A 23,540-nucleotide genomic window follows, 5' to 3' on the forward strand; every position below is an offset into this window, starting at 1 on the left:
GCCCACGCGGGCCACGCCCCGGACGGGCGCCAGTGGACCGACCTGGCTCGCGGCTACCTCGCCCTCGCGCTCACCGCGATCCCGAGGTCGCGGCCCCGGCAGACCCTCACGGTCTTCGTCGTGCCCCTCACCGAGCGACCGGCCGCTCCGAGCCCGCTCCGCCACCGACCACCCCGCCGCGATCGCCTCGATCACCAGGATCATCCCGATAGCCCTGATCACCCTGATCAACGTGACCACCGTGGCTCTCCGGACCATCCGGACTCTCCGGACCATCCGGAACCCGGTCCGGACGCCATGCCCTGACCTCCGCGGCGTACAGCACCAGCCCCAGGACCAGCCCGGCACTCGCTCCGAAGCACAGGGCGGGCACCAGATCCCACAGCCGCCTCGGCGCAGCCAGCGTGGTCCACCGGCGCGCCGCCCGCTGCACCGCCCCGGCCGCCGCACAACCGCCGATCAACGCCCCGGCGATCCGGCGGTCCCGCACGGACAGCACGGGCACCCCCACCCCCACCGGCACCCCGCCCCACCCCCACCCCCACAGGCACCCGCCCGACGCCCGCCGCACCGCACGCGCGGCGAACACCGCGATCACGACCGCGCCCACCACGGACGAGCCGTACCGCAGCCACGAGAACAGCGGCGGCCCGCCAGATGGTCCCGCTCGTGCTCGATGGCCGGAATCAGCCGCGTCCCCCGCCGCCCGTCATGCGTGAACGCGTCCCACCCCACATGGGTCAGCGCACCCAGCACCGCGGAGACGTACCACCACACCACCGAGCCGACCCGATACCCGCGCGCGGGGGACACTGCGGCGCAGCAGCACGGACGGGCGCCCCCTCCGCAGGTCCCGGGGCAGCAGCGCGAGCAACGGTGCGCGGACGAGCAGCCACGGGCCCACCAGCGCCCAGGAGATGAGCACGTCGACCGTGAAGACCCCGGCGAACGAATGCGTGACCGCACCGAATTCCATATTCCATCCCGCCCGGAAGGACACTCGCCGCATAGAAGGTCATGTCGGGCGCGAAGGGGCCCGCCACGAGCACCGCCGGTATCAGCGGGCCGCGGCCGGAACCGTCCCGGCGGACCGCGGGCAGGACGGCCGCCGCATGGCCGAGCGTGAACCGCAACAGGACTCCCTGGGACGGCCGTCGGCCACCGCATCGAGCCGGTGATCGAGTTCCGTCCCGTATGCGCGATCCCCGCCCGGGAGCGTATGCGACAACGAGAGTCGGCCAACCGGTGAAAACGGGCCGGAACGGGTCCCGACCCACAGGAAGTTGCCGTAGGGTCACCTGAGTCGCCGTGCCGAACGCATGGTCGTACACACATCACACAGCCGGAAGGACGCCCCAGGCGCAACCAGAACACCGGGTCAACCGTCACACCAGGGCGAGGACAGACCGACGGAGACGGACGCGGGGCGTCCACGGGAGGGGTTCAGTCGATGGCGGCGCATTTCGGAAGGCGGCTGCGCAAGGGGGCGGCGACCACCGCCGTGGCCGCGGCAGCGGTCGCGGCCCTGTCCGCGTCCCAGGCTCCGGGATCAACGGGCGAGGACCACGGCAGACAGACGACGGCCGGCGCCTCCGCCCCCGTCCCCGCCGCGGCCTCCACGGGCAACGCCACCGGTAACTCGCCGTACTACACGGACCTGCCGCCGCTGAACAGCCCCAAGCCCAGCCCCTCGCCGACGACCGCCGGCACTCCCGTCGCCGAGGGCGAGGGAGGCATACCGGCGACGGTCCTCGACGCCTACAAGAAGGCCGAGGCCGAACTGCGCTCCAGCAAGCCCGGCTGCAACCTGCCCTGGCAGCTGCTCGCCGCCATCGGCAAGGTCGAGTCGGGCCAGGCCGAGGGCGGCCGAGTCGCAGCCGACGGCACCACGCTGACCCCCATCCTGGGGCCGGTGCTCGACGGCAACGGCTTCGCGCTCATCAAGGACACCGACCACGGGGAGTACGACGGCAGCGCCGAGTACGACCGAGCCGTCGGCCCCATGCAGTTCATCCCGTCGACCTGGGCCTGGGCCGGCCGCGACGGCAACGGCGACGGCAAGAAGGACCCCAACAACGTCTACGACGCCGCCCTCGCCGCGGGCCACTATCTGTGCAGCAACGGCAGGGACCTCTCGCACGAGGACGACCTGCACGGCGCGATCCTCAGCTACAACAACTCGCAGGACTATCTGAACCTGGTCCTGAGCTGGCTGGACTACTACCGCAAGGGCACCCACTCCGTGCCCGACGGCAGCGGCGACCTGCCCACCCACCGCAGTGACCAGGGCACCCCGCGCACCCAGTCCCCCCAGCACTCGAACCCGCCGAAGGCCAAGCCCGCCCCGAAGCCCGGCAAGCCCAGTGGGCCGGGCAAGCCCGGCGGCGGGAACGAGAACCCCACCCCGAAGCCGCCGAAGCCGCCCGTCCCGCCGACGACTCCGCAGACCCCCACCGACACGGTGGACCACCTTCAGGACGCGGACACCGCCCAGCTCACCGCGATGGCCGGGCACGCCTTCACCGAGCGGATCGGCACCCGCGCCGAGACCAAGGCCGACAAGTCCGTCGCCAAGGTCAGGGTCAGGTTCACGATCAGCGGGGACACCGACGCCACCTTCACCGGCGGCGAGACCGTGGCCACGGTCACCACCGACGCCCAGGGCGTCGCCCACGCACCGGCGCTCCAGGCGGGCGAGAAGACCGGCGACTTCAAGGTCACCGCCACCGTCGTCGGCCGCAAGGTCAAGGGCGTCGACTACACCGCCACCGTCACCGAGCGCGTCGCCGACACCCTGACCCGCACCAGCGACACCCCGCTGACCTGCACCCCGGGCGGCGAATTCGCCGACCAGGTCCAGGTGAAGGCGACGTACAAGGGCGCCGTCGCGGATAAGGTCGCGGCCACCGCCACCCTGATCAAGTCGCCTCTCGACACCACCGAGAACGACAAGGGCCCCTACTTCAAGGACAAGAACGGCAAGCCCGTACGCACCCTCGACGCTCTGCAGACGGACGCCAAGGGCCTGCTGACGCTGCCGAAGCTGTACGCGGACGACAGCACCGGCACCTTCCTGCTCCGCATCACCACGACCGGGGGCACGACGCTCACCGTCGAGCTGAAGGTCGCCGCCGACGACACCTCGGCGAGCCCGTCGCCGAGCCCGTCCGCCTCGTCCTCCTCCTGACATCACGCGCACCGGCAGGGCGCCCTCTCCGCACCGGCGGGGAGGGCGCCCTCGTTCGTGGGTGCACCGCTGTTCTCATCTCACCCGCCCGTTGCTACGGTGCCCAACCTGACGATCCATCAGGAAACCTCGGGACGCAGACCGTCCGCCGGGAGGCCCGTATGCGCGCCCTGATCGCCGCCGCGACCGGCCTCGCCCTCGCGCTCGCCCTGGTCCTGGCGATGACCGCCATGGGTACGCCATCGGGCCGGACGTCCCCCAAGCCGCTGCTGACGACGGTGCCTTCGCATCCGTAGCCGCCTCAGCCGCCCCAGCCGTATCCGTCCGGGAAGGAGGCCCTCGATGCGCCGCAAGGCAAGCCTGGTCCTGCTCGCCTGCGCCGTCTTCTGCGCGGCGCTGTCCCCGCTCATGCGCTGGTACGCCTTCCCGCGCCTGGCCAGGATCCCCGCGAACCAGTACCAGGACATGGTCCTGGAGGCCAAGGGCGCGACCCTTCTCGACTACGGCACGATGCGCGCGCGGAAGGTCTCCGGGGTCACCATCGTGCAGACCCTCAAGGGCGATGTGGCGGCCGCGAAGAAGATCGAGAAGACGGCGGGCCGGCCGATCGTGGTCTGGGACAGCCTCTCCTACGTCCAGGGTCCCGACGGCAAGATGGTCTCCCGCATCCCCGAGCGCTACATCTTCGACGCCCACACCCAGGACCCCGTGCACGCCACCGGAGAAATGGTCGACGGCGATCCGGTCACCCGCGCGGGCATCGAGTTCAAGTGGCCCTTCCTGACGCAGAAACGCGACTACGAGTACTTCGACGCCCAGACCCGCACCACCAGCCCCATCCACTACAAGGGCACGCAGACCTTCCGCGGCCTGAAGGTCTACTACTTCGAACAGACCATCCCCTGGACCAAGGTCCCCATGCCGAAGACGATGCCCGTCCAGGGCATCACAGCGGAATCGGTCGCCAGGACGGGCACCACCCGCTGGTACAGCACCGTCCGCAGGTTCTGGGTCGAACCGGTCACCGGTGCCCCCGTCTACGGCGAGGAACTCCACCAGGAGGAGCTGCGTGGCGGCACCCTGCTCGGGGGCCGCGCCAAGGTCACGGCGTTCGCCGGGGACGTGAAGATGCGCGAGGACTACATCGAGCACACGGTCGCCCTGGTCAAGCACAACCGCACCCTGGTCCTGACGCTCACCTCGTACGTCCCCCGGGGCTCCCTGCTCCTCGGCCTCCTGCTCCTCGCCCTCTCCCTCTACCTGGAAGCCCGCGCCCGCCGCCCCGAGGACCCGGCCCCCGAAGAGGCGACGGAACCCGAACCGGTCAGCGCCTGAGCCGTGCGTTGGTGTGCCGGGTGGGCTCGGCGTTCGCCGGGTCCTCGGGCCACGGATGCTTCGGATACCGCCCGCGCAACTCCGCCCGTACGCCCTTGTAGCCGTCCTTCCAGAAGGAGGCGAGGTCGGCGGTGACGGCGGCGGGCCGCCCGGCGGGGGAGAGGAGGTGCACCAGCAGCGGCACACCGGCTACGGCGGGCGTCTCGTCCAGCCCGAACATCTCCTGCAGTTTCACGGCGAGCACCGGCCGCTCGGGATCCTGATAGTCGATCCGGATTCTGGACCCACTGGGTACGGTGATCCGCTCGGGCGCGAGTTCATCCAGCCTGCCGGCCTCGCCGCTCGCCCAGGGCAGCAACCGTGCGAGCGCCTGCCCGGCGTCGATCCGTGCGAGATCCGCCCGCCGCCGGGCCCGGCTCAGCTCGGGCTCCAGCCATTCGTCCACGCGCGCGTGCAGCGTGCCGTCGGACACGTCCGGCCACGGCTCCCCGAGATGCGCCCGCACGAACGCCAGCCGCTGCCGCAGCGCCTCCGCCTCCGCGGACCACCGCAGGAGCCCGAGCCCCTCCTGACGCAGCCCGTCCAGGAGAGCGGCACGTACGAGCACCGGATCGGCGTCCTTCAGCGCCCGCACCGACAGCTCGATCGCCCCCAGCCGTTCGACACGCCGGGCCACGACATCCCCGTCGGCCCAGTGCACCTCGTCCCGCTCGCCGAGCAGGGGCTCGGCGGCAGCGAGCGCCAGGCCCTCCTCCACGGCAGCTCCGAGCAGCACGCGTGCGTGCCCCTTCCCGGCGATCCGATCGGCGACGGCGACGACCATCCAGGGAGCGCCCCGCAGCGCGGATCCGTCGGACAGCTCGGCCCGGGTGCCGGACGCCATCAGGTACGACCCGCCGTCGAGCCTGGCGACACGCTCGGGAAACGCAAGCGCGGCGACGAGCCCCGCGAGCTTGTCATCACCGGCGTCCGATCCGACCTGACCGGCGCCTTCCGTCCGACGGTCACCGGCGGGCCGGTGGGACGACTCCGCAGAGACGCCCCGCAGGCGCCGCACCTCCGCAGCCCACCGCGCGGCGTAGGCGTCACCCCCACGCCGGGCACGACGCAACGCACCAGCCAGGTCGTCCCCGTAGTCCCGCGGCACCTCTTCAGAGAGCAGGGCGACCACCTCCGCACCCTCACTGGCCGTGTCCAGCAAGGCCCGCCCCAGCCGGGGATGCACTCCAAGCCGGGCCAACCGCACACCGACGGGCGTGGCCCGACCGGCGGAGTCCACCGCCCGCACGGCTGCCAACGCGGAGCGTGCGGCCGCCATCGCCCCGCCCGGCGGCGGATCGAGCAACGCCAGCCCGGCGGCGTCCGGATCGCCCCAGCAAGCCGCCTGCAAGGCAAACGCGGTCAGGTCGGCCACCCTGATCTCCGGCGTCGGGAACGCCGGCAGCCGGCCGTCCTCGGCCTCCGCCCAGCATCGGTAGACGGCCCCCGGCGCCTCTCGCCCGGCCCGCCCCGCCCGCTGCCGCCCGGCCGCCCGTGACGCCCGTACCGTCGTCAGTCCGCTCAGCCCGCGCGCGTGGTCCACCCGCGGCTCCCGCGCGAGCCCCGAGTCCACCACCACCCGCACCCCCGGCACCGTCAGCGACGACTCCGCCACCGAGGTCGCCAGCACCACCCGGCGCCGCGCCCCGGGTGCCAGCACCGCGTCCTGCACGGCGGCCGGCGCCCGCCCGTGCACCTGCAGCACGTCGACCTCACCGAGTCCGCCGAGCTGCCCCGCCACGCGCGCGATCTCGCCCACGCCGGGCAGGAAGCACAGCACGTCGCCGTCCCGCTCGGCCAGCGCCCGCCGCACCACCGACGCCACGTGCGCCAGCAGCGCCGGATCGACGCGCATCCCGTGCGGTGGCCGTACCGGACGCGCCGGAGGCGCCCACACCACCTCCACCGGGTGCGCGACGCCCGCCGCCGCGACCACCGGCGCCCCGCCCAGCAGCCGCGCCCAGCCCTCGGCGTCCGTCGTCGCCGACGCGGCCACCAGCCGCAGCTCCGGCCGCAGCGCCTGCCGTACGTCCCACAGGAACGCGGCCGCCGTATCGGCATCCAGATGCCGCTCATGGCACTCGTCCAGGACGACGACGTCGACGCCCGGGAGCTCCTGGTCCCGTTGCAGCCACTGCAGCAGCACGCCGGTCGTCACGACCTCCACGCGCGTGTGCCGCCCCACGGTCCGTTCGCCGCGCACCGTGAATCCGATGCTCTCGCCGGGCTTCTCGCCGAGCAGCCACGCCATCCGGCGGGCCGCCGCCCGTGCCGCGATCCGGCGCGGCTCGGCCACCACGACCCGCCGCGCGGGCCCTCCGCCGACCAGCCCTGCCAGCACGAGCGGCACCAGCGTCGTCTTGCCGGTGCCGGGCGGCGCCACGAGCACGGCGGTGCCGGCGCTCTCCAGGGCATCGGTGAGGGCGGGCAGAGCGGAGCGCACGGGCAGCGCGTCCAGGGCGTCGTAACGGATCACGCCCCTAGTGTCGTACGACGACGAAACCGCCCTCACGCGCGCGTACGCGCATGAAAACGGCCCACACGCGCGTGCCCGGCGTAATCCGCTCGGCCCAGCGCGCTCAGTCGCGCTCGCACACGAAGACGGCCGTGCCCGGGATCAGGTTGCCGCGCAGGGGCGACCAGCCGCCCCACTCCGAGGTGTTCCAGGACGGCCACTCCGGCTCCACCAGGTCCACCAGCCGGAAACCGGACGCCACGATGTCCCGGACGCGGTCGCCGAGCGTCCTGTGGTGCTCGACGTAGACCGCGCGGCCCGCGTCGTCCTGCTCCACGTACGGCGTGCGGTCGAAGTAGGACGAGGACACGGACAGGCCCTCGGGGCCCGGCTCGTCCGGGAACGCCCAGCGGATCGGATGCGTCACCGAGAACACGAACCGGCCGCCCGGCCGCAGCACCCGGCGCACCTCGCGCAGCACCAGGCGGGGGTCCGCGACGAACGGCAGCGCCCCGTACGCCGAGCAGGCCAGGTCGAAGGAGCCGTCCGCGAAGGGCAGCGCGCCGGCGTCCGCGCAGACCAGCGGAAACGGTCCGCCGATGCGCAGGGCGTGCTGCAGCTGGCGGTGCGAGAGGTCCAGCGCCACCGGGCGGGCACCCTGGGCGGCCAGCCAGCGCGCGCACTGCGCCGCGCCCGCGCCGATCTCCAGGACGTCCTTGCCCTTCAGCTCCTCCGGCGGGCCGAGCAGCTCGGCCTCCACCTCGTCCAGGCCCTCCGGACCCCAGACGAAGCGGTCGTCGCCGAGGAACGTGCCGTGCTCGATCTGGTACTCGTCCGCATTGCGGTCCCACCAGCCCCGATTGGCCCGTGCGCTCTCCGCGACGCCGGCGTCACGGCGCGTGGCCTCCGGCTCGGACGTCTCGGCTTCCTGGGGCTCGTACGCTTCCGGCTCTTGGATGATCGGCTCCCTCGTCGTACTCTTCCGTGCAACCCGTCAGGGGTCCGTCACGGAGGCGGTCCTGCAGGCCTGCGTAGCCTTGAAGGACGTTTCTTCTGCCGGATATGCGGCGATCCGCCCCTGGTGTGCGCCTTCGCGCATTGACCCTGTCCGGCTGCCCCCGTATGCTACAAGTTGCGCTGCGGGCCTGCGCACCTCAGACGTAGCAGGCTGCGCTCGCATCTGTATGTATGTCCCCTCGGTTGTCGAGGCGCCACCGGGCACCCGGTGTCCATTTGGTGGCGCTTCCTTGGCTGTCCGGCTTCTGCAGAGCGAAACGGGCTCCCGGCGTAAGCAGTACCTACGACTTCAATGTCCGTACCGGAGCCCTTTCCCACATGACGAGCAGCACCGAGACCACCGCCACCACCCCGCAGGTAGCGGTCAACGACATCGGTAACGAGGAAGCCTTCCTCGCAGCGATCGACGAGACGATCAAGTACTTCAACGACGGCGACATCGTCGACGGCGTCATCGTGAAGGTCGACCGGGACGAGGTCCTGCTCGACATCGGTTACAAGACCGAAGGTGTCATCCCGAGCCGCGAGCTCTCGATCAAGCACGACGTCGACCCGAACGAGGTCGTGGCCGTCGGCGACGAGATCGAGGCCCTGGTTCTCCAGAAGGAGGACAAGGAAGGCCGCCTGATCCTCTCGAAGAAGCGCGCCCAGTACGAGCGTGCCTGGGGCACCATCGAGAAGATCAAGGAAGAGGACGGCATCGTCACCGGTACCGTCATCGAGGTCGTCAAGGGTGGTCTCATCCTCGACATCGGCCTCCGCGGCTTCCTCCCGGCCTCCCTGGTCGAGATGCGCCGTGTCCGCGACCTTCAGCCGTACGTCGGCAAGGAGCTCGAGGCCAAGATCATCGAGCTGGACAAGAACCGCAACAACGTGGTCCTGTCCCGCCGCGCCTGGCTTGAGCAGACCCAGTCCGAGGTCCGCCAGACGTTCCTCACGACCCTCCAGAAGGGTCAGGTCCGTTCCGGCGTCGTCTCCTCGATCGTCAACTTCGGTGCCTTCGTGGACCTGGGTGGCGTCGACGGTCTGGTCCACGTCTCCGAGCTGTCCTGGAAGCACATCGACCACCCGTCCGAGGTTGTCGAGGTCGGCCAGGAGGTCACCGTCGAGGTTCTCGACGTCGACATGGACCGCGAGCGTGTCTCCCTGTCGCTGAAGGCGACCCAGGAGGACCCGTGGCAGCAGTTCGCCCGGACCCACCAGATCGGTCAGGTCGTCCCGGGTAAGGTCACCAAGCTGGTTCCGTTCGGTGCGTTCGTCCGCGTGGACGAGGGCATCGAGGGTCTGGTCCACATCTCCGAGCTGGCCGAGCGCCACGTGGAGATCCCGGAGCAGGTCGTCCAGGTCAACGACGAGATCTTCGTCAAGGTCATCGACATCGACCTGGAGCGTCGCCGCATCAGCCTCTCGCTGAAGCAGGCCAACGAGTCCTTCGGCGCCGACCCGGCCTCGGTCGAGTTCGACCCGACCCTGTACGGCATGGCCGCGTCCTACGACGACCAGGGCAACTACATCTACCCCGAGGGCTTCGACCCGGAGACCAACGACTGGCTGCCGGGCTACGAGAAGCAGCGCGAGGAGTGGGAGCGCCAGTACGCCGAGGCGCAGGCCCGCTTCGAGCAGCACCAGCAGCAGGTCATCAAGTCCCGCGAGGCCGACGCGGCTGCTGCCGCCGAGGGCGGCGAGGCTGCGGCTCCGGCCGCGACCGGCGGTTCGTACTCCTCCGAGGGCGCCGACACCTCCGGTGCGCTGGCCTCGGACGAGGCGCTGGCCGCGCTGCGCGAGAAGCTCGCCGGTGGCCAGAGCTGAACGCTAGCCGCTGGGCTTAGCCGATAGCTGGTCCTGAGGGGCCGTACCTTTCGAGGTGCGGCCCCTCAGGCGTGTTCGGGCGTGGTTCGGTCGGCGTCCCGCTCCGGGCCCGTCGTGGCTTGTCGCGCCCACGCGGCGGAGCCGCATATCGATGCAGCCCCGCGCCCCTGGGAAACCGCAGGTGCCCGCGCCTTCCTGTGCACCGTCTCCCCGAGATCGCTGATCAAGTGACGTGTCGCGGGAATGACCGTGGTCCACGACGCGTTGTCGATGAACGAACACGAGGAGGAGCGGTCACAGTGCTTGATCCGCAGGGTTTGTACGCATGGGAGCCGAAGGGCCTCGCCGTTGTCGACATGGCGCTCGCCCAGGAGTCGGCCGGCCTTGTCATGCTCTACCACTTCGACGGATACATCGACGCGGGTGAGACCGGAGACCAGATCGTCGACCGGCTGCTCGATTCGCTGCCCCACCAGCTCGTCGCCCGTTTCGACCACGACCGGCTCGTCGACTACCGCGCCCGTCGGCCCCTGCTGACCTTCAAGCGGGACCGCTGGACCGACTACGAGGTGCCCGCGATCGAGGTCCGCCTCGTCCAGGACACCACGGGTGCCCCGTTCCTGCTGCTGTCCGGTCCCGAGCCGGACGTGGAGTGGGAGCGGTTCGCGGCGGCCGTGCAGCAGATCGTCGAGCGGCTCGGCGTCCGCCTGTCGGTGAACTTCCACGGCATCCCCATGGGCGTACCGCACACCCGTCCCGTGGGCCTGACCCCGCACGGCAACCGCACCGATCTCGTCCCGGGCCACCGCAGCCCCTTCGAGGAGGCCCAGGTGCCCGGCAGCGCCGAGTCGCTGGTGGAGTTCCGGCTGATGGAGGCCGGGCACGACGTCCTGGGCGTCGCCGCGCACGTCCCGCACTACATCGCCCGCTCGCCGTACCCGGACGCCGCCCTGACCGTCCTCGAATCCATCACAGCCGCCACCGGACTCGTGCTGCCGGGCATCGCGCACTCGCTGCGCACCGACGCGCACCGCACGCAGACGGAGATCGACCGGCAGATCCAGGAGGGCGACGAGGAACTCACCGCGCTCGTCCAGGGTCTGGAGCACCAGTACGACGCGGCCGCGGGCGCCGAGACCCGGGGCAACATGCTCGCCGAGCCGGTGGAGATCCCGTCGGCCGACGAGATCGGGCTCGAGTTCGAGCGGTTCCTGGCCGAGCGGGAGGGCGACAACTGACCTCCGCCGGTCCCGCTGTCAGTGGCAGGGCCTAAGCTTCCGCTCATGCTGAAAGTGGGCCTGACCGGTGGGATCGGCGCCGGCAAGAGCGAGGTGTCACGGCTGCTCGTGGAGCACGGGGCCGTGCTGATCGACGCGGACCGCATCGCGCGCGAGGTCGTGGCACCGGGCACCCCCGGCCTCGCCGCCGTGGTGGAAGCCTTCGGCACGGACATCCTCGCGGCGGACGGCAGCCTCGACCGGCCCCGACTCGGCTCCATCGTCTTCGCCGACCCCGGGAAACTCGCCGTCCTCAACTCGATCGTGCACCCGCTGGTGGGCGCCCGCTCCCGCGAGCTGGAGGAGGCCGCGACCGCCGACTCCGTCGTGATCCATGACGTGCCCCTCCTCACCGAGAACGGCCTGGCGCCGCTGTACGACCTCGTGGTCGTCGTGGACGCGAGCCCCGAGACCCAGCTCGACCGGCTGGTCCGGCTGCGCGGGATGACCGAGCAGGACGCACGCGCGCGTATGGCCGCGCAGGCGACCCGTGAGCAGCGCCGGGAGATCGCGGACATCGTGATCGACAACGACATACCGCTGGACGCGCTGCGCAAGCGCGTCGCCGAGGTGTGGGAGGACCTCGTACGGAGAGCCCGCGAGGGTTCCGCGGAACAGGACGCGGAATAGCGGCCCCGTCCGCGGGCGTTGAAACCCTGCAGTGAGGGAAGGACTCAGCCGTGCCCGAGACCAGCGGTTCCACCGGACGTACTCCGGAGACGCATGTCATCGACTTCCGTGCAGCCGAGCATCTGCTCAACTCGCGGGATCCGCGGGGCGCGGTGAAACTGCTCGACGGAGTCATCGCCGCGCACCCCGAGAACACCGCGGCACGGCTGCTCCGCGCGCGTGCGTTCTTCGCGGCCGCACAACTGCGGCCCGCCGAGCTGGAGTTCACGATCGTGCTGGAGCGCGAGCCGGACAACGCGTTCGCGCACTTCGCACTGGCCCGCACCTATGAACGTCAGGGCCGTGCCGACCAGGCCAAACGCCATTTCCGCCTCGCGGCCGCGCTGGACCCCAACCCGCAGTACCTGAAGGCGGCTCGCTTCGACGACTGAGCGCCGCGAGCTTGTGTGCGGCGTCGCGCATGCAGTGCCGGGCCGGCACGTGCCGTCGCGCACTGAGCGCCTCGGGCCGACGGTGTGCACCATCGCGCCCCTGATCCAGATGCGGCCCGGGCGGGGATTTCGCTCGCGGGTGCGTGGTCGCGGCCCGGTCGACCACGGATGGTGACGCCTTGGTCGATCACGGACGGCGACGTTTCGGCCGATCATGGATGGCGGTGCCTCGCCGGCCCCGGGAACGGCGGTCCGCTGCCCGGCGGTCGATACGGCGGCACGTCACGGCCCGGCTGATAGTGCGGGCCCTGCCGGATGTGCCGGAGGATCATGGCCATGTCGACGGTGGCCACCAGCCACAGCACCCCGCAGGCCGCCGCCCAGCCGGGGCGCCCCACGAGCGCGAACGCCGCCGTGCCGAAGATCGCCCAGACCAGACCCCACAGGCTCAGCCAGAACCGCGCCCGCAGAGCACTGCGCGCGGTCGCCGGTTCACTGCCCGTACGCATCGGATCACCACTCCTCCCTGCAACGTACTCTTCGGTGACGACGTTCATCAACGGCGCTCGACCGCCGCTGGGCGCACTCGCACGCCGCTCACCGCTCGCCGCTCGTCGAAGGGGGATCCTTTGCTGCCGGACGCCGATGACCTGCCCGAACTGCTCCTCGACCTGGCGGTGCCGCACGAGGACATCAACGCACTGGTGGCCTTGCGGTCCAGGCTCACCGGTGACCCGGGCGCGCCGAGACTCCTGGAACAGTGCGTCGAGGAGTTGTTCCGCGGCCCGGAGGGGACCGGCAACCCGCCCGACCTCGCCGAACTCCTCGCCGCGGCGCCGGCCGAGCTGAGCGGCACCTTCGCCGTGTTCGTCTTCCTCGCCGCGCTCCCGCGCACCCTCGCCCGACACCGGGAACGCGGCATCCCGGCCGAGATCTCCCGGCGTACCCTGGCCGACCTCGGCCGGCACATGGCGGTGCATCGCCGACGGCACGGCACGACCGGTGTACGGGCGGGGCGCTGGCTCGGCCAGCACTTCCGCGGCGAGCTGTTCCAGCTGGGCCGGTTGCAGTTCGAGCGGGCGCGGCTCGGGCAACGCACGGCGCCGGTGCTCGCGGCGGCCGGGCTGGACGCCGTCCCCGGCACGCCCTGCCTCAACCTGCACATCCCCGACTTCCACGGCCCGCTGACCCCGTCCGCCTGCGACCGCTCGCTGGCCTTGGCCCGCGAGTTCTTCGCCCGGCACTTCCCCGAGGAGCGGCCCGTGGCCGCGCTGTGCCATTCCTGGCTGCTCGACCCGCAGTTGAAGCAGTTTCTGCCGGCCGACTCCAATATCGTCCGCTTCCAGGAACGGTTCCGCACCGCCCGCGAGGACACCGAGCCGTCCGACACCGAACCCGTCCATTTCGTCTTCGGCGACCCCGACCTGCCGGTCGCGGAGCTGCCGCGCCGCACCTCCGTCGAGCGGGCCGTGGGGGATCATCTGCGGGCGGGCGGTCACTGGTACATCGGGCACGGATGGTTCCCGTTCCGGACCGAGGGAACGCTCGGCACCTAGCCGTGGTTGCCGCGGCATCGCGAAATAGCTCGAACGAGTGAACCAGTGTCGAACGGGAACGGGCCTGCGAGGGCGGGCCGTTGTTCGGGCATGACGGTCGAAATGCGTGAGGGATACGAGGGCACGGGACCCGGTGCGATCACCCCGGACGGCTGTGCGGTCGAGCTCTATGAGCGCTTGCCGGTGGGCGACGAGCCGGACATCATCGCCGCGGCGGTACCGGCCGGGGCACACATCCTGGAACTGGGCAGCGGAGTGGGCCGGATGACCCACCCCCTGCTGGAGCGCGGCTTCACGGTCACGGCGGTGGACGAGTCCGCCGACATGCTGAGCCGGGTCCGCGGGGCGCGCACGATATGCAGCCCCATCGAGGAACTCGACCTGGGCGGCGAGAAGTTCGACGTGGTGATGCTCGCGTCGTTCCTCGTGCACAGCGGCGACGAGGGCGTCCGCAGGAGCATGCTGCGCACCTGCGTCCGGCACCTCGCGGAGGGCGGCTGTGTGCTCATCCAGCGGGAGGGCGAGGACTACCACACGAACGTGCCGAGGGAGCGCGTCGACCCTACCGGCTTCACGATACGGATCGCCTCGGTGGAGCCCGCCGGAGACGGAGTGAACTCGGTCCGCGCGGAGTATGTCTTCCCGGACGTGGTCTGGACCCAGACGTTCCTGGCCCGGCCCCTGACGAAGGAGCAGTTCGAGTCGGCACTGGAGGAAGCGGGGCTGGAGGTGGACGCGTATCTGACACCGGACGGGACTTGGGTGCGGGCGGCGCCGAAGGCATAGCGGGCACGCGGCTGCATCGGTCGCATCGGCCACATCGGACGCACCGGCCGGACGGGGCGGCCGGAGAGCGATGAGTTTCCGGACCGCGCCGGGTCTACCTGGGTGAAAGCAACCGGCACCGCTTCCCCAGCAGGAGACCCCCATGTCCGAGACCACCGCCTCCGTCGCCCCCACCGCTTCCGTCGCCCCTGCCGCCTCCACCGGCTCCCTCAGCGGCCGGAGGCGCGCGGCCCGGGTCACGCTGCGGTCCGTGCAGGTGCTGCTCGCGCTGTTCTACGGCATCGCCAGTGCGTTGCCCAAGCTCATCGCGCACCCCTCGGCCGTCGAGTCCTTCGACAAGATCGGCTGGGGCAGCGGGGCCATGTACACCATCGGCGCGCTCGAACTCGCCGGAGCCATTGCGCTGTTGATCCCTGTGCTGCAGTCCGTGGCGGCGATCGCGCTCAGCACGCTCATGGTCGGCGCGTTCATCGTCCAGCTCACGGCCTTCCACGGGCAGAACGCGGCGACCCCGCTGATCCTGATGGTGCCGCTGGCCCTGATCGCCTGGGCCCGACGCGGGCACAACGCGGAGCTGCTGCGGTTGGTACGGCGGCGGTGACCCTGGCGCACAGCGCCGGCACCGTCGACCGGGCGCGGGGGCCTGGTCGACGGTACCGGCGTGTGGCGATGGGGAGCGGACGCCTTCGGGGGACGCCTTCAGGCCACCGTCCCGGGGTGCGCCCACTGGTCCGGTGAGGTGCGGGTCCGCCGGCCTGCTGGTCGTGGGTGTCTCGTGCCTGCTGGTCCCGGACAGCTGTGGCTGGCGGTCGGGGAGCTGCCATGCCCACTGGCCCGGATCAGCCGTGCGCTGCGGGTCCCACCGGACGTCCCGCGCGCCCGGCGGACGCGGATCCGCTGCCGTTGCCGGTCCCGGTCGACTGTGTTTGCCGGTCCCACCAGATCCGCCGTGCTGGTCAGAACCGGATGAGCCGCGCTCGCCGGTTCCGGGGCAGCTGTTCTTGCCGGTCCCGGGTCAGGTGTTCCTGCTGGTCCCGGGTCAGCTGTGCCTGCCGGTGCCGCCGGAGCCGCCACGCTTGCCGGACCTGCCGGACCTGCCGGATCCGTCGCGCCCGTCGGCTCCGGCGCCAGTTCGGCTACCGGATCCACCAGGCCCGCCCGATCCGGGGCCACCCCGGCCACCGGGTTTACCGGGCCCGCCCGATCCGGAGCCACCCCGGCCACCGGATTTTCCGGGCCCGCTGTGTCCGGCGAAGCCGCCGGGGCTTCCGATGCCGCCCCAGGCGTCGATGCCGGCTGGGGCGCTCGGGCTCGCGAGGCCGCGGAGGCGTTCCAGTTCGCGGCGGTCGCGTTTGGTGGGGCGGCCGGTGCCTCGGTCGCGGAGGCCGACGGGGGCGACGGCCTCGCGGGGCGGGGGCGGAGGTGAATTGTCGACGTAGCACTGGGTGGCCACGGGGGCGCCGACCCGCTTGCGGATCAGGCGCTTGACGATCACGATCCGCTCGCGGCCCTCGTGCCGCAGGCGTACCTCGTCGCCGATGCGTACGGAGTAGGCGGGCTTCACCCGCTCACCGTTCACATGGACGTGGCCGCCCCGGCAGGCGGTGGCGCCCAGGGAACGCGTCTTGATCAGACGCACGGCCCAGATCCAGCTGTCGATGCGGACCGACTCGCCGTTGCTCGGCCCCGCGGCCTCGGCGGCGGCCACCGCGGCGGCGGTCTTCGGGTCGACGGGCTGCTCTGCGGAGGCAGCGGAGCCCTGAGCGGTCCGGGCGCCCTGGTCGTCCGGGGCGGGGCTGGTCCCGTCCGGTTCGCCGGTGCCACGGTGCACGTTCTCGTCCGCATCCTCGGAAGCCATGCCCCGACCTTAACTCCCTCGGCCGGGTGAGCCGGAGGCGTTTTCCCGGGGCCCCGGCCTGCGGCGACCGGCGTAGTGGTGGGCCGTACCCCCCTGGCGCACCCCGGATGCGCCGGGCCTCCATGCCGCTGAGGCTGTTGTCGGGAGCGAGTAGGAGTCGGGTCAGGGAGTCGTGGGAGGTGGCGTGGAGGCGGCGGGCAGGGTTGAGGGGCTGATGGAGGGGCTGCGGGCCGATCTGGTGCGGTTGGCTGCGATTCCGTCCGTGGCCTTTCCGGGCTACCCGGCGGAGCCGGTGCTCGCGGCGCACGACCTCCTCGTGGAGTTGCTGCGCGGAGTCGGCGTCGAGCACGTCGAGCGGATCGACCTGCCCGGCACCGCCCCGGTGATCTTCGCCGAGATTCCACCGCCGGACCCCACCGCGCCGACCGTCCTGCTCTACTCCCACTACGACGTCCAGCCGGCCGGTGACGAGAAGCTGTGGCTGTCCCCGCCGTTCGAGCCCACGCCGATCGAGGGCGGCCTCCGGGGCCGTGGCATCGCGGACGACAAGGCCAATGTGATCGCGCACCTCGGGATGTTGCGGGCGTTCGAGGGGCGGCCGCCGGTCGGGGTGAAGATCGTGTTCGAGGGGCAGGAGGAGTACGGCAGCCCGTTCGACGAGTTTCCGCCGGCCGATCCGTTGCGGTTCGCGTGCGACGCCATCGTCATCGCCGACTGCGGCAATCTGCGGCCGGGCTCTCCCTCCCTGACCACCGGGCTGCGGGGCGTCGCCGAGGTGATCGTGGAGGTCCGCACGCTGGAACAGGCCCTGCACAGCGGGGAGTTCGGCGGTGCCGCGCCCGACGCGCTGCTCGTGCTGCTCAAGGCGCTGTCCACCCTGCACGACGTGCGTGGTGACGTCGCCGTGGCAGGGCTCAGAAGGGAGAAGTGGGCCGGAGCCGCCTACGCCGAGGAGGAGTTCCGGGAGCTGGCGGGGGTGCGGGAGGGAATCCCGGTCATGGGCAGCGGCACGCTGGGGGAGCGGTTGTGGAGCGGTCCGGCGATCACGGTCATCGGACTCGACGCACCGAGCGTCGACCACGCCGCCTCCGCCGTCGTGCCGTACGCCCGCGCCAAGCTGAACGTGCGGTTCCACCCGCAGCAGGACCCGCGTGAGGCGCAGTCGGCGGTGGTCGGGCATCTGCGGTCGCTCCGGCCCTTCGGTGTCCCGCTCACCGTCACACCCGGCGACACCGGCCCCGGCTTCGAAGCCGTCACCGGCGGTCCCGCCTACCGGGCCGCCCTGGAGGCGCTCGCGCAGGCGTGGGGCACCGAAGCGTCGTACATCGCGACCGGCGGTTCGATTCCGCTGGTCAACGGACTGGCCCGGGCCGCGCCCCACGCGGAGGTGCTGCTCTTCGGCGCCCAGGACAACCTGTGCAATCTGCACGCCCCGAACGAGCGGGTGCTGCTGTCGGAGCTGCGCAACACGGTCGTGGCGATGTGCGCGTTCGCCGAGAAGTACGCGGACTACGCGGCCGGGGCTCGCTGCCGGGCGGACGGATGACGGAGGCGACGACCACGGCCGCCACCGGGCAACCGCCGCAGCGGAAAGGGAGGTTCGCGGCCGTGACGGTGGCGTACGTCATCCGGCGCGCCCGTGCTGTTCCTGTGCGTGGTGGACTTCAGCGCGCCCGCGCTGGTCATCCTGGCCCGCGGCGTCGCTGTGATCAGGAACAGCTCGAAGATCACAGACACCATGCCGCACCAAGGGGCATACGGTGGCCGTATGGACGACAGCAGCGCTCTCGACCATCTCGACCATCTCGCCCGGCTCGATCAGCGGGTCGCGCAGTGCCGGGCATGCCCCCGGCTGGTCGAGTGGCGTGAGGAGGTGGCCCGTACGAAACGGGCCGCGTTCGTGGACTGGACGTACTGGGGGCGGCCGGTGCCCGGCTTCGGTCCGGCCGACGCCCGGCTGGCGATCATCGGGCTGGCCCCCGCCGCGCACGGCGGCAACCGCACCGGCCGGATGTTCACCGGCGACCGCTCCGGCGACGTGCTTTACCAGGCGCTGTACGACGTGGGGCTGGCCTCGCAGCCCACCTCCGTCAGCACCGACGACGGGCTGGAACTGTACGGCGTCCGGGTCACCGCGCCCGTGCACTGCGCCCCGCCCGCCAACAAGCCGACCGCCGCCGAGCGCGACACCTGTCGCCCCTGGCTGGTCCAGGAGCTGAGGTTGCTGCGCCCGACGCTGAAGGCCGCGGTCGTCCTCGGTGCCTTCGGCTGGCAGGCCGCGCTTCCCGCGTTCGCCGAGGCGGGCTGGACCGTGCCCCGGCCTCGTCCGGCCTTCGCCCACGGCGCCCGGGTCCCGCTCGACGGGCTGGACCTCTTCGGCTGCTTCCACGTCAGCCAGCGCAACACCTTCACCGGCCGGCTCACCCCGCAGATGCTCCGCGAGGTACTGAGCACCGCGGCAGAGGCGGCTGGGCTGCGGTAGCCGTCCGCAGGTCGGCCAGCCGCCCGTCGGGCGAGCGTCTCCCTCGACCGCGTGCCCTCGGTCAGGTGCCTCCTGTCGGCTGGGCTGCCGCTTCTTGCCCTGGTAGTCGTCCGCAGGTCGGGTAGCTGTCCCTCGACCGCGTGCCCCCTCGGTCAGGTGCCCCTCTGTCGGCCGGGCGCCGCCTCTTGCCCCGGTAACCGTCCGCAGGGCCGGGCTGCCGTCCCTCGGCCGACTGCCATCCCGCGGTCAGGCCTCCGTCCGTCGACCGGGCGCCGCCTCCTCCCCCCCGTGCCCCGCCCGCACCCCGTGAGACCCCCCGGGTACCCGCCTCTCGACCAATAGTCGTCCCTCAGGCGCCAACAGGTGGCCCTTCCGTTGCCCTTGGCTCAGGCGTCATCGCTGGAATCGGTTCCGAAGAGACGCCGTACCGTCGATCGATAGTTGGCGCGGACGTGATCGAGGGCGTGGGCGCGGGCGCGGTCCGGGTCGCCGGAGGCGATCGCCTCGTACAACTCGCGGTGTTCGGTGAGGAGTTGGGGCCATTCCTCGTTCCGCCGGGTGAGCCAGCGCAGGCGGCCGTCGACCGGCTCCATGACCGAGATCAGCAGGCTGTTGCCGGCCAGGGCTCGGATGCGGTCGTGAAAGCGTGTGTTGATGTCCGTGATCGCCTCGGCATCCCCCTCCTCCGTGGCCCGCGATGCCTGGTCGAGCAGTTGCCGCAGCTCCGCCAGGGCCTCCGGGCTCACCCGGGACGCCGCCAGCCCCGCCGCGTACACCTCCAACGCCTCGCGCAGTTCGAAGAGTTCCCGGACGTCGGTCGGGGTCAGCCGGCGTACGACCGTGCGGCGGGCCGACTCGAAGAGGACGAAGCCCTCGGCGACCAGGGCGCGGATCGCCTCCCGTACCGGCACCCGGGACACGCCGAACCGCTCGGCCAACTCCCGCTCGACGAGCCGGTCACCGGGTGCCAGGCGCCCGGCGATGATGTCCTCCCGCAGGCTCGCCAGGACGCGTTCGCGTACCGCGCCGAGGGGTTCGGTCTTCGTCGTCGTGGGGGTCATGGGGCCATTTTCGCCGACCCGGTGGTGCTTTTACGGGGCCGTAACGGCAAGGACATCGGTCCGAACGCTTGACGGCGGGACCATGTCGGCAGTTTGGTATACCAAACGGCTGTCGTCCTCCGTCCCCTCGCTCATGGAGGCCCCGTGTCCCTCGCCGACCGCGCCGAATCCACCGGCGCCCCCGCGTTCGTCCCCGACCCCCGCCTCGTCAACGAGGATCTCGCCCCCGCACAGCAGCGGAACTGGAAGGTCTTCGACCTCTTCGCCATGTGGATGTCCGACGTCCACAACCTGGGCAACTACACCTTCGCCGCCGGTCTGCTGGTCCTCGGCATGAACGTCTGGCAGGTCTTCACCGCCCTGCTCGTCGGCTTCGTGCTGATCTACGCCGGCATGAACCGGATGGGGAAGATAGGCCAGCGTCACGGCGTGCCCTTCCCGGTGGTCAGCCGTATCAGCTTCGGGATCTGGGGGGCCAACATCCCGGCGCTGATCAGAGCCGTGATCGCCATCATGTGGTACGGCATCCAGACCTATCTGGCGTCCGTCGCCGTCAACGTGATGCTGCTGGCGGCCTGGCCCGGCCTCACGTCCCTCACCCACCACTCCTTCCTCGGCCTGGACGCGCTCGGCTGGATCTCCTTCGTCTCGCTCTGGCTGCTCCAGTGGGTGATCATCAGCCAGGGCATGGAAGCGGTGCGCAAGTTCCAGGACTTCTGCGGCCCGGTGATCTGGCTGGTGATGATCGCGCTGGCGGTCTGGGTCCTGGCCAAGGCCCACTGGAGCATCTCGCTCACCTCCACCCCGCACCCGGTGTCCACCGGCGAGCAGTGGCGGCAGTGGTTCGGCGCGATCGGCCTGATCCTCGCCACCTACGGCACGCTGATGCTCAACTTCTGTGACTTCTCCCGCTTCGCACCCGACTACCGGACCGTCCGGCGCGGCAACTTCTGGGGCCTGCCCATCAACTCCACCGCCTTCGTCGTCGTGTCGGTGATCGTCACGGCCGGCTCGCTGAAGGCGTTCGGGCAGGCCATCACCGACCCGGCGGAACTGGTCGCCAAGGTCGGCAACACCTGGGTGCTGGTCGTGGCCGCGTTGGCCTTCGCGGTGGCGACCATGGGCGTCAACATCGTCGCCAACTTCGTCTCACCGGCGTACGACCTCGCCAACGTCTGGCCGCAGAAGATCACTTTCAAGGTCGGCGGCATGATCAGCACGGTCGCCGCGCTGCTCGTCACCCCATGGAACCTCTTCTCCAACCCGACCGTCGTCAACTACTTCCTCGGCGGCCTCGGCGCCTTCCTGGGCCCCCTGTTCGGCGTGATCATGATCGACTACTACTGGGTCAAGCGCGGCAAGGTCGACGTCGACGCGCTGTTCGACGCCCGCCCGGGCTCGCCGTACCACTACCGCAGGGGCGTCAACCCGAAGGCGCTGTGGGCCTTCCTGCCCGCCGCCGCGGTCGCCGCCGTACTGGCCCTGGTGAAGAGCTTCAGCGATGTGGCGCCGTACTCCTGGTTCATCGGCACGGCACTCGGCGCCGCCCTGTACGCGCTGCTGAGCCGCGGGGAGCGCGTGGCCGGCGCGGCGGAGGAGGTCTGACGGCGTTGCGGATCATCGTCACCAACTGCAACACCACGCGGGAGATGACCGAGGAGATCGTCCGCGGCGCGCGGGCCGCCGCGGCGCCGGGCACCACCGTGGCCGGTCTGACCCCCGCGTGGGGCCCGGCATCGGCCGAGGGCTGGCTCGACAGCTACCTCTCGGCCGCGGCCGTCCTCGACACCCTGCGCACCTACGACGGACCCGGGTACGACGCGGTCGTCCTGGCCGGCTTCGGCGAGCACGGCCGGGAAGGCGTACGGGAGTTGGTCGACGTCCCCGTCGTGGACATCACCGAGGCCGCCGCCCACCTCGCCTGCCTCCTCGGCCGCCGCTACGGCGTCGTCACCACCCTCGACCGGTCCCGCGGCCAGATCGAGGACAGCCTGGAGACCGCCGGAGTGGCCCGCAACTGCGCCGCCGTCGTCGGCACCGGGCTCGGTGTCCTCGACCTCGCCGACGACCCCGGCCGCACCGAGTCCGCGTTCCTGACGGCGGCCGAACGGGCCCGGGACGCCGGCGCCGAGGTCCTCGTCCTGGGCTGCGCCGGGATGACGGGACTGCGGCGGGCGGTAGGGGAGAAACTCGGGCTGCCGGTGGTCGACGGGGTGGCGGCGGCGGTCAAGCTCGCGGAATCCCTGGTCACCCTGGGCCTGACGACGAGCCGAGCGGGCAGCTACGGCACGCCCCTGCCCAAGGTCCGGCGGTGGGGCCGGCCCTCGGGCGAGCCGGAACGCGGGGCTCAGGGCCGCCGGACGTAACGCACGTCCGGCTCCCGCTCCTCGTTGCGGCTGCCTGCGGGTGCGTGCGGCGGCCGCACGGCCCGCGCCGCGCGCGGCGTCGAACGGCAACGGCCCCGCGCGGTGTCGAACGGCAACAGCCCTGCGCGGCGTCGCCGGTGCACCGGCTCCGGCCCGGCGCGCCGGGCTGCGTCGGTGACCCCGACGGCGGTGAAGTCGTGGTGCTGCGCTCGTGGAAGCGGCGGGCGGGCCTGTTGACCTGGCAGGTCCACAGGGCTCCACAGGGTCGGCCCGCGCCGCGCGTCGCTCGGCCCCACTCCTTGGCCGGCGCGACGAAGCGGTCGCCGAGGCCACGCCCCCGCCACGCGGGGTCCGGAGTCAGCTGGGACAGCTCCGCCGCGTGCAGCACCATCACACCGCCGACCGCCGACCGCCGACCGCCGACCGCCGACCGCCGACCGCCGACCGCCGACCCTGACCGCCTCCGCCCCCCAGGTCTCACACGCCGGCACCACGACGAGCCGGAAGTGCCGGAAGTACTCCCGCACATCGTCGTCGGAGCGCGGCCGGGCGACTATGGGCGGCGCCGCCCGACCCCGTGAACCCCGCCATCGGGTGAGCCGACTGGTCAGCCTTCACTGTCCCTCTGACCTGCGGGGGGGGGTGCCCCTCAGCCGTTCCGGGCGAGTGGGGAGCCGGGAGGTCGATGAGGTCGCTGACCCCGGCGACTTCCTGGAGGGTCCGGGCCAGCGAGGTCAGGGACCTGCGGACCGCCGCGATCTGCGCGCGGAGCGCGTCCGCGTGGTCCCACTCCCGCTCCCACTCCAGGGGATCGGTGCCCTCCGGCCGTCGGGACTCATGGGCGGTGAGGCGCGGATGCCAGGTGCCGAGGAGCGGGCGCAGGACGCGGTTGAGGACGGTGACCGCGAGGACGCCGAAGCTCACATGGCCGGGCGCCAGGGGCGGGGCGACGTCGGGGCCGTAGCGGCGCAGGATCTCCCGGGTGGTGGTGAAGAACGTGTACAGCGAGGACAGCGCCTCGCGCAGAAATCCCTCGTCGCGGCCCAGTTCCTCCACCGAGACCCGGGTCACCAGCTCCAGATACAGCTCCCAGGCCGCACTGCGCTCCGCGTCGGCGGGCTCCCAGGTGCCGGAGAGCTCGCCGACGAACGGGATCGTGAGCTTGGCCGTGATCTGCGAGGGACCGCTCGGTCGCCGTCGCCTGCGCTGCCTGTGTGCCATGATCGCCCTCCCCGGTACCCACAGTAGGGT

At 71.8% G+C, this 23,540-nt stretch carries 20 protein-coding genes and 2 pseudogenes; 14 read left to right on the forward strand and 8 right to left on the reverse strand.

Features of this window, described 5'->3' with window-relative positions:
- Positions 1 to 127 precede the first annotated feature (127 nt).
- A pseudogene (locus tag AB5L52_RS32485) lies at positions 128 to 1,133 on the reverse strand (DUF4184 family protein).
- Between the two features lie 317 nt (positions 1,134 to 1,450).
- Here AB5L52_RS32485 and AB5L52_RS32490 point away from each other — a divergent pair.
- The 3 genes from AB5L52_RS32490 (at position 1,451) to AB5L52_RS32500 (ending at position 4,522) form a co-directional block, all read left to right on the forward strand.
- Positions 1,451 to 3,187: a lytic transglycosylase domain-containing protein gene (locus AB5L52_RS32490; protein WP_369367393.1), complete on the forward strand. Its 1,737-nt coding sequence runs from the start codon at positions 1,451 to 1,453 to the stop codon at positions 3,185 to 3,187.
- Between the two features lie 161 nt (positions 3,188 to 3,348).
- Positions 3,349 to 3,483, forward strand: coding sequence for an SPW_0924 family protein (locus AB5L52_RS32495; RefSeq protein WP_351017763.1), 135 nt, complete (start codon positions 3,349 to 3,351; stop codon positions 3,481 to 3,483).
- A gap of 46 nt (positions 3,484 to 3,529) precedes the next feature.
- On the forward strand, positions 3,530 to 4,522 hold the full coding sequence (locus AB5L52_RS32500) for a DUF3068 domain-containing protein (protein ID WP_369367394.1): 993 nt from the start codon (positions 3,530 to 3,532) through the stop codon (positions 4,520 to 4,522).
- Here AB5L52_RS32500 and hrpB read toward each other — a convergent pair.
- Entirely contained in the window at positions 4,512 to 7,037 is a 2,526-nt protein-coding gene (gene hrpB / locus AB5L52_RS32505; RefSeq protein ID WP_369367395.1) for an ATP-dependent helicase HrpB, read from the reverse strand. The genes AB5L52_RS32500 and hrpB overlap by 11 nt on opposite strands.
- 103 nt (positions 7,038 to 7,140) lie before the next feature.
- Positions 7,141 to 7,977 carry a class I SAM-dependent methyltransferase gene (locus AB5L52_RS32510; RefSeq protein WP_351018422.1) on the reverse strand — a complete coding sequence of 279 codons (837 nt, stop codon included), beginning with the start codon at positions 7,975 to 7,977 and terminating at the stop codon, positions 7,141 to 7,143.
- A 374-nt stretch (positions 7,978 to 8,351) separates the two neighbouring features.
- Here AB5L52_RS32510 and rpsA point away from each other — a divergent pair, with 374 nt between their 5' ends.
- The 4 genes from rpsA (at position 8,352) to AB5L52_RS32530 (ending at position 12,180) form a co-directional block, all read left to right on the forward strand.
- Positions 8,352 to 9,842 carry a 30S ribosomal protein S1 gene (gene rpsA, locus AB5L52_RS32515; RefSeq protein ID WP_023551529.1) on the forward strand — a complete coding sequence of 497 codons (1,491 nt, stop codon included), beginning with the start codon at positions 8,352 to 8,354 and terminating at the stop codon, positions 9,840 to 9,842.
- 299 nt (positions 9,843 to 10,141) lie between these two features.
- Positions 10,142 to 11,080, forward strand: a complete 939-nt coding sequence (locus AB5L52_RS32520) for a PAC2 family protein (protein ID WP_351017755.1) — start codon at positions 10,142 to 10,144, stop codon at positions 11,078 to 11,080.
- A gap of 45 nt (positions 11,081 to 11,125) precedes the next feature.
- Positions 11,126 to 11,749, forward strand: a complete 624-nt coding sequence (gene coaE, locus AB5L52_RS32525) for a dephospho-CoA kinase (protein ID WP_351017752.1) — start codon at positions 11,126 to 11,128, stop codon at positions 11,747 to 11,749.
- A 50-nt stretch (positions 11,750 to 11,799) separates the two neighbouring features.
- Positions 11,800 to 12,180, forward strand: coding sequence for a tetratricopeptide repeat protein (locus AB5L52_RS32530; protein WP_351017749.1), 381 nt, complete (start codon positions 11,800 to 11,802; stop codon positions 12,178 to 12,180).
- A 212-nt stretch (positions 12,181 to 12,392) separates the two neighbouring features.
- Here AB5L52_RS32530 and AB5L52_RS32535 read toward each other — a convergent pair whose 3' ends face one another.
- Positions 12,393 to 12,689 carry a DUF6343 family protein gene (locus tag AB5L52_RS32535; protein ID WP_369367396.1) on the reverse strand — a complete coding sequence of 99 codons (297 nt, stop codon included), beginning with the start codon at positions 12,687 to 12,689 and terminating at the stop codon, positions 12,393 to 12,395.
- 120 nt (positions 12,690 to 12,809) lie between these two features.
- On the opposite strand from AB5L52_RS32535, the gene AB5L52_RS32540 reads away from it, so the two are divergent.
- The 3 genes from AB5L52_RS32540 to AB5L52_RS32550 all read left to right on the forward strand — a co-directional run bounded on the left by AB5L52_RS32540 (position 12,810) and on the right by AB5L52_RS32550 (position 15,123).
- Positions 12,810 to 13,736 carry an acyltransferase domain-containing protein gene (locus AB5L52_RS32540; protein ID WP_351017743.1) on the forward strand — a complete coding sequence of 309 codons (927 nt, stop codon included), beginning with the start codon at positions 12,810 to 12,812 and terminating at the stop codon, positions 13,734 to 13,736.
- 90 nt (positions 13,737 to 13,826) lie between these two features.
- Positions 13,827 to 14,522 (forward strand): class I SAM-dependent methyltransferase, encoded by a 696-nt coding sequence (locus AB5L52_RS32545; protein ID WP_351017741.1) that lies wholly within the window; start codon positions 13,827 to 13,829, stop codon positions 14,520 to 14,522.
- 142 nt (positions 14,523 to 14,664) lie between these two features.
- Positions 14,665 to 15,123: a DoxX family protein gene (locus AB5L52_RS32550; RefSeq protein WP_369367397.1), complete on the forward strand. Its 459-nt coding sequence runs from the start codon at positions 14,665 to 14,667 to the stop codon at positions 15,121 to 15,123.
- Positions 15,124 to 15,561: 438 nt separating this feature from the next.
- On the opposite strand, the gene AB5L52_RS32555 is transcribed toward AB5L52_RS32550, so the two are convergent.
- Complete coding sequence (locus AB5L52_RS32555) at positions 15,562 to 16,380, reverse strand: RNA-binding S4 domain-containing protein (RefSeq protein WP_369367398.1); 819 nt, start codon at positions 16,378 to 16,380, stop codon at positions 15,562 to 15,564.
- A gap of 172 nt (positions 16,381 to 16,552) precedes the next feature.
- Here AB5L52_RS32555 and AB5L52_RS32560 point away from each other — a divergent pair, with 172 nt between their 5' ends.
- Together AB5L52_RS32560 and AB5L52_RS32565 are read left to right on the forward strand one after the other, a co-directional pair.
- Positions 16,553 to 17,926: a M20/M25/M40 family metallo-hydrolase gene (locus AB5L52_RS32560; protein WP_369367399.1), complete on the forward strand. Its 1,374-nt coding sequence runs from the start codon at positions 16,553 to 16,555 to the stop codon at positions 17,924 to 17,926.
- 222 nt (positions 17,927 to 18,148) lie between these two features.
- Positions 18,149 to 18,862 (forward strand): uracil-DNA glycosylase, encoded by a 714-nt coding sequence (locus AB5L52_RS32565; protein WP_369367400.1) that lies wholly within the window; start codon positions 18,149 to 18,151, stop codon positions 18,860 to 18,862.
- A 386-nt stretch (positions 18,863 to 19,248) separates the two neighbouring features.
- Here AB5L52_RS32565 and AB5L52_RS32570 read toward each other — a convergent pair whose 3' ends face one another.
- On the reverse strand, positions 19,249 to 19,923 hold the full coding sequence (locus tag AB5L52_RS32570; protein ID WP_351017729.1) for a GntR family transcriptional regulator: 675 nt from the start codon (positions 19,921 to 19,923) through the stop codon (positions 19,249 to 19,251).
- Positions 19,924 to 20,067: 144 nt separating this feature from the next.
- Here AB5L52_RS32570 and AB5L52_RS32575 point away from each other — a divergent pair, with 144 nt between their 5' ends.
- Both AB5L52_RS32575 and AB5L52_RS32580 read left to right on the forward strand, forming a co-directional pair.
- A complete protein-coding gene (locus tag AB5L52_RS32575; RefSeq protein WP_369367401.1) occupies positions 20,068 to 21,528 on the forward strand; it encodes an NCS1 family nucleobase:cation symporter-1 in 1,461 nt (486 codons plus the stop codon).
- A 5-nt stretch (positions 21,529 to 21,533) separates the two neighbouring features.
- Positions 21,534 to 22,289, forward strand: coding sequence for an aspartate/glutamate racemase family protein (locus AB5L52_RS32580; RefSeq protein WP_369367402.1), 756 nt, complete (start codon positions 21,534 to 21,536; stop codon positions 22,287 to 22,289).
- A gap of 170 nt (positions 22,290 to 22,459) precedes the next feature.
- Here AB5L52_RS32580 and AB5L52_RS32585 read toward each other — a convergent pair.
- Positions 22,460 to 22,846: pseudogene (locus tag AB5L52_RS32585) on the reverse strand (GNAT family N-acetyltransferase); the annotation flags it as partial.
- Positions 22,767 to 23,510, reverse strand: coding sequence for a hypothetical protein (locus AB5L52_RS32590; RefSeq protein WP_369367403.1), 744 nt, complete (start codon positions 23,508 to 23,510; stop codon positions 22,767 to 22,769). The pseudogene AB5L52_RS32585 and the gene AB5L52_RS32590, both read right to left, overlap by 80 nt.
- Positions 23,511 to 23,540: the final 30 nt, after the last annotated feature.

The sequence above is a fragment of the Streptomyces sp. CG4 genome (genome assembly GCF_041080655.1).
In the GTDB taxonomy this organism is placed as follows: domain Bacteria; phylum Actinomycetota; class Actinomycetes; order Streptomycetales; family Streptomycetaceae; genus Streptomyces.